Consider the following 10,145-nt stretch of genomic DNA (forward strand, 5'->3'; position numbering starts at 1 on the left):
ATGACGCCCCTGTCGGGGCGGAGTCGCGAGGAAAGAGGAGGGCACGATCATGCAGATGCTCCTGCTCGCTGCCATCGTCCTCCTGTCCTACCCGGTCATCGCGATGACCCTGTGGATGGTGCGGCGCAAGCCGATCGTCGGCGCGTACCTCGTCGCGGGCTCGCTCGCCCTCATGGGCATCTGGATGACCGTCAACGTCGGCATCCCCATCCCGCCAGCAGCCGGCGTCTGCATCCTCGTCTGCCTGGCCCTCGCCTCCGACTTCTCCTGGCGACTGAGCAGCGGCGACATCCTCGTTGGCGCGGGCTTCGCCCTCGTAGCCCTCTCCCTGGTCGCCGGCGCCTCGACCAACACGGTCCTGGGCGAGCTCGTCTTCGACGCCGTCCCCGCCTACCTCGCCGCGCGCATGCTCGTGGAGAGGATCGGCCTGAGGGACTTCGCCACGGCCATGGCAACGATGTGGCTCATCGCGGCCGCGCTCGGCTACGTCGAGGCGATCACCCGCATCAACCCCTTCGTGCTCATCGAGTTCCCCACCCGCGCCTACGCCGACTGGGCGGACATCCAGATCCGCGCGGGCCTGCCCCGTATCGAGGGGGCCTTCGGCCACTCGATCGCCTTCGGCGTGTCCATGGCGGCGGGCATCCCGATGGTCGCCATCGCGCGCTGGCCCTCGTGGGCGAGGATCGCCGGGATGGTCGCGATCGTCGGCGTCACCCTGCCGTCCCTGTCCCGCGCGGGCATCATCGGCGCCGTCATCGCCCTCATCCTGTCCCTGACGATCCTGCGCACCGACATCACCCCGTCCTGGCGCTCCGCCACCCTCATCACATTGGGCGCTGGGATATTCGTCGTCGCCCCCGTGCTGCTGCGCGTCTTCGCCAAGGCTGGCGACGAGCAGTCCGGCAGCGCCGCCTACCGGGGCCAGCTGCTCATCCTCCTCAAGCGCCTCGTCCTCATCGGCGCCTCGCCAGCGCGCACCGTCCGCAACGGCACGGTGTACTGGGAGGGCTTCCGCTCCATCGACGACCAGGTCCTCCTCGCCGCGCTCCGCTACGGCTGGGCGCCCGTCATCCCCTTCATCATCGGCGCGCTCTACATCGCGCTGCGGGTGCTGGGCGGGCGCGCCAACGCCCCCCAGGTGGCTATCGCCGCCATGATCCCGGCCTTCGTGTCCGTCGCCTTCATCACCCAGCTCTCCACCGTCGTGTGGGTGGTCGTCGGGGCGAGCGTCGCCGCCAGCGCCGCCGAGCGCGAGGGCAGGCCCGACGACGCCGGGCTGCCGCGGGAGCGCTGGGACCCTGGGCTGAGGGACGACGGCGAGCAGGCTGAGGACGATGGCGCCGAGCCTGGCGCGCTCCTCGCTGACGGTGGGGGACCGGCGGGGGCTCCTGACGCATCCGATGAGGAGCTGGAGCCCGTCGCCGCCCTGCCCTCTCCCGACCCGGCCGCCCTCCCGGTCATCTCGTCGGCCGACCTCGCCCGCTTCCGCCTCCCGCCGCGCTCGTAGCCAGCGAGAACGTCCCCGCATCCTTCGCCAGCGAGCTCGGTCCTCATCCCCAGCGCCTCTAGACTCGGCGCGTGCGTCTCACCGCTGTCCTCCCCCCGCTCCTGGCCGACCCCACGATTGCCGAGCTCGTCCGCTCTGCGGCGTCGAGCAGGCGGGGTGAGAGCAGCGCCGTCGTCGCCCCCGGGGCGCGCCCCGCGATCCTCGCGGCCATGGCCATGGGGGAGCGCGGCGTCGCCCGTGCCGTGGGGGCGGCTTCCGGCGCCGACGCTGCCGCGGGCGATGCTGGCGCTGCCGCGGGCGGAGGCGCGCCACTGCTCGCCGTCACTGCCACCGGGCGCCAGGCCGAGGAGCTCGCCGCGGCCCTGACCTGCTACCTGCCACCCAGCGATATCGCGGTCTTCCCCGCCTGGGAGACCCTTCCCCACGAGCGCCTCTCCCCGCGGGCCGACACCGTCGCCACCAGGCTCTCGGTCATGCGCCGCCTCGCCCACCCCGAGGCCGACGACGACGCGCGCGGCCCCATCCGCGTCCTCATCGTCCCCATCCGCGCCTTGCTGGCGCCGGTCATCGACGGTCTGGGCGAGATCGAGCCCATCCGACTCGCCCCCGGCCCCAGCGAGGGGCTGGAGGCCATCGCCGCCCGCCTGGCCGACGCCGCCTACACGCGGGTGGACATGGTGGAGTCGCGCGGCGAGTTCGCCGTGCGCGGCGGCATCCTCGATGTCTTCCCTCCCACCGCGTCGCGCCCCGTGCGAGTCGACTTCTTCGGCGACGACATCGAGTCCGTCTCCTCCTTCGCCGTCGCCGACCAGCGCACCGTGGAGGAGCTGGACGGCGCCACCCTCCACCCCTGCCGCGAGCTGCTCCTCACCGACGCCGTGCGCGAGCGCGCCGCGGCCCTGGCCGGCGCGATCCCCGGCGCGGCCGACATGCTCGGCAAGATCGCCGAGGGCATCCCCGTCGAGGGCATGGAGTCCCTCGCCCCCGTCCTCGTCCCCCGCATGGTGCCGCTGCTCGACCTCGTGGGGGACAGGCTCGTCGTCGCCCTGGAGCCCGAGCGCATCCGCAAGCGCGCCGAGGACCTCGTGGCCACCACCGCCGAGTTCCTCGCCGCCGCCTGGACCTCCGCCGCCTCCGGGGGCACCGTCCCCGTGGACCTGTCCGCCGCCGCCTTCGCGAGCCTCGGCGAGGCGCGGGCGCTGGCCCTCACCACCAACCTCGGCTGGTGGTCCCTCACCTCTCTCGCCGCCTCCCCGGACGTCACCGCGCTGGCGCTGCGCGACCCCGCCGGCTACCGGGGGCGCCTCGACGAGGCCGTGGGGGACCTCGGCCGCATGGCCCGCGAGGGCTGGAGCGTCGTCGTCGCCACCGACGGGCCCGGGCCCGGCCGCCGCATGGCCCAGCTCCTCGCCGACGGCGACGTCCCCGCCCGCATCGTCACCCAGCTCGACGAGCCCGCCGACCTCGGCTGGTCGGACACCGGCGGCGCCCCCCAGGGCGACGGCGTCGTGCGCATCACCCAGGCCTCCGCCGGCCACGGCTTCATCGCCGAGGGGCAGCGCCTCGCCCTCATCGCCGAGTCCGACCTCACCGGCCGCGCCTCCACCGGCCCGCGCGGCGCCAAGGCCCTGCCCGCCCGCCGCTCCCGGAAGTCCGTCGACCCCCTCTCCCTCCACCCCGGCGACCTCGTCGTCCACGCCCAGCACGGCGTCGGGCGCTTCATCGAGCTGCGGCGCCGCGCCGTCGGCACGGGCAAGAGCGCCGCCACCCGCGAGTACCTCGTCATCGAGTACGCCCCCTCCAAGCGCGGCCAGCCCGGCGACCGCCTCATGGTCCCCACCGACTCCCTCGACCAGGTCACCAAGTACGTCGGCGGGGACGCGCCCGCCCTGAACAAGATGGGCGGCGCCGACTGGGCCAAGACGAAGTCCAAGGCGCGCAAGGCCGTCCGCGAGATCGCCGGCGAGCTCGTGCGCCTCTACGCCGCCCGCGCGGCCGCCGCGGGCCACGCCTTCGGGCCCGACACCCCCTGGCAGGCCGAGCTCGAGGAGGCCTTCCCCTACACCGAGACCCCCGACCAGCTCTCCACCATCGACGACGTCAAGGCCGATATGGAGAAGCCCCAGCCCATGGACCGCCTCATCATGGGCGACGTCGGCTACGGCAAGACCGAGGTCGCCGTGCGCGCCGCCTTCAAGGCCGTTGCCGACGGCAAGCAGGTCGCCGTCCTCGCCCCCACGACCCTGCTGGTCAGCCAGCACGCCGAGACCTTCACCGAGCGCTACGCCGGGTTCCCCGTGCGCGTCGCCCAGCTCTCCCGCTTCCAGTCCGAGGCCGAGTCCGCCGAGGTCCTGGCCGGGCTCGCCGACGGCAGTATCGACGTCGTCGTCGGAACCCACCGCCTCATCACCGGGCAGGTGCGCTTCAAGGACCTCGGCCTGCTCATCATCGACGAGGAGCAGCGCTTCGGCGTCGAGCACAAGGAGGCCCTCAAGGCCCTGCGCACCGACGTCGACGTCCTGGCCATGTCCGCCACCCCGATCCCCCGCACCCTCGAGATGGCCGTGACCGGCATCCGCGAGATGTCCACCCTGGCCACCCCGCCCGAGGACCGCCACCCCATCCTCACCTACGTGGGCGCCTGGGAGACCAAGCAGGTCGGCGCCGCCATCCGCCGCGAGCTCCTGCGCGACGGGCAGGTCTTCCTCGTCCACAACCGCGTCTCCGACATCGACCGCGTCGCCGCCCAGATCACCGAGCTCGTCCCCGAGGCGCGCGTGGCCACCGCCCACGGCCAGATGAGCGAGGCCCGGCTCGAGGCCGTCATCGACGACTTCTGGCACAAGGAGATCGACGTCCTCGTGTGCACGACGATCGTCGAGACCGGCCTCGACGTCTCCAACGCCAACACCCTCATCGTCGACCGCGCCGACCGCTTCGGCCTGTCCCAGCTCCACCAGCTGCGCGGGCGCGTGGGGCGCGGGCGCGAGCGCGCCTACGCCTACTTCCTCTACCCCGCGGACAAGCCGCTCACCGAGACCGCGCTGGAGCGGCTGCGCACCATCGCCACCAACACCGACCTCGGCGCCGGGATGCAGGTGGCCATGAAGGACCTGGAGATCCGGGGCGCCGGGAACCTGCTGGGAGGCGAGCAGTCCGGGCATATCGCCGGGGTCGGCTTCGACCTCTACGTGCGCATGGTCTCCGACGCCGTGGCCGCCTACAAGCGCTCCCTCAAACTGGGGGAGGGCTCCGGGGGCGCCGACGACGGCGAGGACGAGGCTGAGCTGCGCATCGAGCTGCCCGTGGACGCCACCATCCCCGAGGACTATGTGCCCCACGAGCGCCTGCGCCTGGAGGCCTACACGAAGTTCGCCGCCGCCCGCAGTGACGAGCAGGTGGCCGACGTGCTCGACGAGCTCGCCGACCGCTACGGGCCCGTGCCCGACCCGGTGGCGCGCCTGGCCGCGCTGGCCCGGCTGCGCGCGCTCGCGGCCCGCCTCGGCGTGCGCGAGATCGTCGCCCAGGGCAAGTCGATCCGCTTCGCGCCCGTCGAGCTGCCCGAGTCCGGCCGGATGCGGCTCACCCGCCTCTACCCGGGCACGACGATCAAGCCGGCCACCCGCACCATCGTCGTGCCCGCGCCCGGGGCGGCGCGCATGGGCGGCGGGCCGATCGAGGGCGAGGCCCTCCTGCGCTGGGCGGAGGTGCTGCTGCGCGCCGTCGTCGCCGGAGACGCCGACTACGAGGCCGAGGCCACCGCCTACCGCCGTCGCCGCTGACCGCTCCTTCCCACTTCATCGAGACCGGTCTCGGCGGTGGGGCCTTGACCGTGGGGGCGGGGGTGCGTAGCCTGGAGACAAAGAAAAGCGAACAGTTTCTTTTGGACAACGCTGTTCCATCGCGCTCGAGTCGGCTCCTCGCCTCAAGGAGACTCAGATGTTCCGCAGCATCGGCCGCACTGTCACCCGTCACCCCCTCGCCGTCGTCATCGCATGGGCGCTCATCGCCGTCGTCGCCATGAGCGCGATCCTCCAGGGATGGGGGAAGGGCGGGCTCTTCGATCGCCTCTCCACCGGCGACGTCGCCACTCCGCACACGGAGTCCTCCCTCGTCGCCGACCTCACCGGCCCCAGCGCCGATGAGGGGGAGCGGATCAGCATCGTCGTGCGCGGCGTCGACATGAGCGCCAACCCCGCCGCCCTGGCCAGCGCCGTCGCCGCCGCCCGGCCCCAGCTGGAGGGCGTCGACGGCGTCGCCTCCGTCACCGATGCCTTCTCCGTGGCCGATCCCCGCTCGCCAGAGGCCAAGGCGATGCTCTCCGCCCGCGGGGACGGCTTCGCCGAGGTGGTCACCCTCGCCCCAGGCCTGTCCGACACCGACGTCGACGCCGCCACCCAGCGCGTCACGGACGCCGCGGGCGGTCCCTACCTCGAGGCCCTGCGCGCCGCCGCGCCGGAGGCAGCGGTCGACGCGGTCTCGGCAGAACTCATCGGCGACTCCATCGGCGAGGTCGTCCGAAACGACCTCGCCTCCGGGGAATCCGTGAGCCTGCCCATCGCCCTCGTGCTCCTCGTCCTCGTCTTCGGGGGCCTGCTCGCCGCAGGACTGCCGCTGGCGGGCGCGATCGTCGCGATCATCACCGGCATGGGGGTGCTGTGGGGAATGACCTTCGCGCTCGAGGTCCACTCCTTCATCCTCAACGTCATCTCGCTGATCGGCCTGTCCCTCTCCATCGACTACGGGCTGCTCGTCGTCAGCCGATACCGCGAGGAGGTCGCGATCGCCATCGCGGCGCGCGAGTACGAGGACGGGGACTACATCGGCATGCCCACCGGTGAGGACATGCGCTCCCTCGTGCGCGACTGCGTCACGCGCACCGTGGCGACGGCGGGGCGCACCGTCTCCTTCTCCGCCCTGACCATCGCCTGCTCGATCGCCGGGCTGCTCGTCATGCGCTCGCCCATGCTGCGCACCATCGCCGGAGGGGCCGTCGCCGTCGCCCTGCTCGCCGTCGCCTGCGCGATCACGCTCGTGCCCGCGATCATCACGCTCCTGGGCGGCCACCTCGTGCGCCCCAGCCTGCTCTCCCGGGTCCCCGGCGCGCGCCGGGCCCTGGCCGCCGTCGGCGACGCCTCGGCCGACCACGGCTTCTTCTCCCGCCTGTCCCACCGCGTCGTCGCCCACCCCTGGCTCGTCATCCTGGCCATCGTCGCGATTCTCGCCGCCATGGCGGCGCCCATCGGCTCGATGCGCATGCGCACCAACGTCGCCGAGTACATCCCGCAGGGTTCCTCGGTGAGAACCGCCTACGACACCCTCCAGGCCGACTACCCCGCTCTGGCCACGCCGACGATCTCCGTCGTCGCTCGCACGGACGCGGAGGGGGTCGCCCCGCTCGTCAACGGCATCGCGCAGATGGAGGACGTCTCGAGCGCGCGCGCCTCAGCCCTCGAGGGGCACGACGACATGGTCCTCATCCGGGTCCTCATGGATGTCGAGGACCCTGTCGGGCCGCGGGTGACCGACGCCGTCGAGCAGATCCGCGCCACGCCCGTCGGCTATGAGCGGTGGGTCGGCGGGACGGCCGCCAGGCAGATCGACTTCATCGACTCGATGGCGGAGCGCGCCCCCTGGGCCATCGCGATCGTCGTCCTCGCGGTCTTCGTCCTCCTGCTGGGCATGACCGGCTCCCTCGTGGTGCCCCTCAAAGCCCTCATCATCAACACCTTCTCCCTCATCGCCTCCTTGGGCGCGACGTCATGGCTCTTCGAGCACGGCTACCTCGGCCTCCCAAAGACGCCGGGCATGCAGACCTTCATCGTCGCCTGCCTCGTCGCCTTCGGGTTCGGTCTCGCCATGGACTACGAGGTCTTCCTCCTGGCACGCATCTGCGAGTACTGGGAGGCCGGTCATGACAACGACGACGCCGTCGCCCGCGGGCTGCAGCGCTCGGGGCGCATCATCACCTCAGCGGCCGCGATCATCATCGCGGTGTTCCTCGGCTTCGTCTCAGGGGACATGATCTCCATCAAGGAGATCGGGGTGGGCCTGGCGATCATGGTCGCCGCCGACGCCACCCTCGTGCGCCTGCTGCTCGTGCCCGCCACGATGACCGTGCTCGGCCGCTGGAACTGGTGGGCCCCCGCGCCCGTGCGACGGGTCTATGAGAGGCTCCGCCAGCGCGCCTGAGCCGGGCGGGGATACGATGGCTTGGTGACTCGCCGTGAGAACAGGAGAAGCACCGTGACCACGCCCTGGACCGCCATCCGCGCGCCCCGACTGCTCGCCGCCACCGCCGCCCTCCTGCTCGGCGCCTCCGCCCTGGGTGCCTGCTCGGCCCAGCCCGGCGTCGCCGCCACCGCCTCCTACACCGGGCTCGACGGCGCCAGGCACTCGACGACGATCGCGGAGAAGGAGCTGCAGAGCGCCGCTGACGAGCTCGCGCCGTTGAACATGACCACCTCCAGCGTCCTCGAACTCCTCGTCTCCGCCGGCCCCTTCGAGGAGGCCTGCGCGGCCCACGGTCTCAGCGTGGGTGATGAGGAGGTCGACCGCATGCTGGATGACCAGGTGGGGAAGTCTGAGCACTCCGAGGCGGCGCGGCAGGCGATGCGCACCAAGTACCTCTTGGACGTCGTCAATAACTCCGCCCAGGGCGGCGGCGGTGCCACCCCGGCCGCGCAGGTGCAGGCCGAGTACGAGTCGATCATGGGCACTGCGGATGTCAAGGCCTCACCCCGTTATGACGACAAGGAGACCCGGACCTGGCTCGTCCTCCCGGCCTCCGCTGCCTCGCAGATGGGCACCGCCGGGCAGCGGCCCGCCATGCGCTGACGCCGCGCCGCCCCTGCCGGGGCCTGGCGGCTCCTCACAGCCCCGGGCAGCACCGCTGGGCGGCCCGGAGGCTGGCTCCAGCATTCTCGCCCGGCGTGAACGCCACGAATCTGAGGACCATGGCCCTCGTGCGGACCTGCGCCTCCCGGTAGGCTTGGGCACGCATCCGGATCACCCCGATCGGTTCACACGACAAAGGAGCACCAAGTGGCCCTCATCGAGAACGTTCACGCACGCGAGATCCTCGACTCCCGTGGCAACCCGACCCTCGAGGTCGAGATCCTCCTGGAGGACGGCTCCTTCGCCCGCGCCGCCGTCCCCTCGGGCGCCTCCACCGGCGCCTTCGAGGCCGTCGAGTTGCGCGACGGCGACAAGGGCCGTTACCTCGGCAAGGGCGTCGAGAAGGCCGTCGCCAACGTCAACGAGACCATCGCCCCCGAGATCATCGGCTACGACGCCGCTGACCAGCGCGGCCTCGACCAGCTCATGATCGACCTCGACGGCACCCCCAACAAGGGCAAGCTCGGCGCCAACGCCATCCTCGGCGTGTCCCTCGCCGCCGCTGCCGCGTCCGCCGACTCCGCCGGCCTTGAGCTCTTCCAGTACGTCGGCGGCCCGAACGCCCACGTCCTGCCCGTCCCGATGATGAACATCATGAACGGCGGCTCCCACGCCGACTCCAACGTGGACATCCAGGAGTTCATGATCGCCCCCATCGGCGCGAAGACCTTCCGCGAGGCCCTGCGCATGGGCGCCGAGGTCTACCACTCCCTCAAGGCCGTCGTGAAGGGCCGCGGCCTGTCCACCGGCCTGGGCGACGAGGGCGGCTTCGCCCCCAACCTCGACTCCAACCGCGAGGCCCTCGAGCTCATCGTCGAGGCCATCGAGAAGGCCGGCTACAAGCCCGGCGCCGACGTCGCCCTCGCCATGGACGTCGCCTCCTCCGAGTTCTTCGACGAGAAGACCAAGACCTACAAGTTCGAGGGCGAGGCCCGCGACAACGCCTTCATGGTCGACTATTACGAGAAGCTCATCGCCGACTTCCCGATCGTCTCCATCGAGGACCCGCTGAGCGAGGACGAGTGGGACGACTGGAAGGCCCTCACCGAGCGCATCGGCGACCGCGTCCAGATCGTCGGCGACGACTTCTTCGTCACCAACCCCGAGCGCCTCGCCAAGGGCATCGAGCTCGGCGCCGCCAACGCCCTCCTGGTCAAGGTCAACCAGATCGGCTCGCTCACCGAGACCCTCGAGGCCGTCGAGATGGCGCACCGCGCTGGCTACAAGTCGATGACCTCCCACCGCTCCGGTGAGACCGAGGACGTCACCATCGCCGACCTCGCCGTGGCCACCAACTCCGGCCAGATCAAGACCGGCGCCCCCGCCCGCGGCGAGCGCATCAACAAGTACAACCAGCTCCTGCGCATCGAGGAGTCCCTCGGCGAGGCCGCCGTCTACGCCGGCGCCTCCGCCTTCCCGCGCTTCAAGGCCTGATCCCAGGGCCGGGCACCGCGCCCGCCCCCGGATCAGGGCGATCTGAAGCCCTCCGCCTCGGGCGGACCAGCGGTCGCTGGTCCGCCCGAGGCCGTTCCTCTCCACGTTGGTCGTTCCCAGCCCATTCGACGCCGCCACATCCATCCGCGATCCCCCTCACCCATGGTCCGTACCACTTCCGGGTGCGCCTGCTTGGAGGGGGCCCGTCCCTGCGGCAGGATCGCCCCATGAGCCCGCGCCGCCCGACCCCCGCCCGACACAGGGCCCGCTCCGAGGCGCGCCCCGCCCCGCGCGCGACCGCCCG

The 10,145-nt window shown here is 72.1% G+C and carries 5 protein-coding genes; all 5 read left to right on the forward strand.

The window, feature by feature from the left end:
* Positions 1-49 precede the first annotated feature (49 nt).
* The 5 genes from A1QA_RS14445 (at position 50) to eno (ending at position 9,841) form a co-directional block, all read left to right on the forward strand.
* Entirely contained in the window at positions 50-1,510 is a 1,461-nt protein-coding gene (locus tag A1QA_RS14445) for a hypothetical protein (RefSeq protein ID WP_051000639.1), read from the forward strand.
* 71 nt (positions 1,511-1,581) lie between these two features.
* Positions 1,582-5,292: a transcription-repair coupling factor gene (mfd, locus tag A1QA_RS0110535; RefSeq protein ID WP_017178866.1), complete on the forward strand. Its 3,711-nt coding sequence runs from the start codon at positions 1,582-1,584 to the stop codon at positions 5,290-5,292.
* A gap of 157 nt (positions 5,293-5,449) precedes the next feature.
* Entirely contained in the window at positions 5,450-7,702 is a 2,253-nt protein-coding gene (locus A1QA_RS0110540; RefSeq protein ID WP_017178867.1) for an MMPL family transporter, read from the forward strand.
* A 54-nt stretch (positions 7,703-7,756) separates the two neighbouring features.
* The gene (locus A1QA_RS0110545) at positions 7,757-8,347 is read left to right on the forward strand and encodes a hypothetical protein (protein ID WP_017178868.1); all 591 of its coding nucleotides are present in this window, start codon (positions 7,757-7,759) and stop codon (positions 8,345-8,347) included.
* A gap of 207 nt (positions 8,348-8,554) precedes the next feature.
* Complete coding sequence (gene eno / locus A1QA_RS0110550; RefSeq protein ID WP_017178869.1) at positions 8,555-9,841, forward strand: phosphopyruvate hydratase; 1,287 nt, start codon at positions 8,555-8,557, stop codon at positions 9,839-9,841.
* Positions 9,842-10,145: the final 304 nt, after the last annotated feature.

Source organism: Actinomyces timonensis DSM 23838, assembly GCF_000295095.1.
GTDB lineage: Bacteria > Actinomycetota > Actinomycetes > Actinomycetales > Actinomycetaceae > Actinomyces > Actinomyces timonensis.

What these genes read in the sequence shown, in the direction of transcription:
- A1QA_RS14445 (WP_051000639.1), top strand. Translation starts at nt 50, where the DNA reads ATGCAGATGCTCCTGCTCGCTGCCATCGTCCTCCTGTCCTACCCGGTC.
- A1QA_RS0110540 (WP_017178867.1), top strand. Translation starts at nt 5,450, where the DNA reads ATGTTCCGCAGCATCGGCCGCACTGTCACCCGTCACCCCCTCGCCGTC.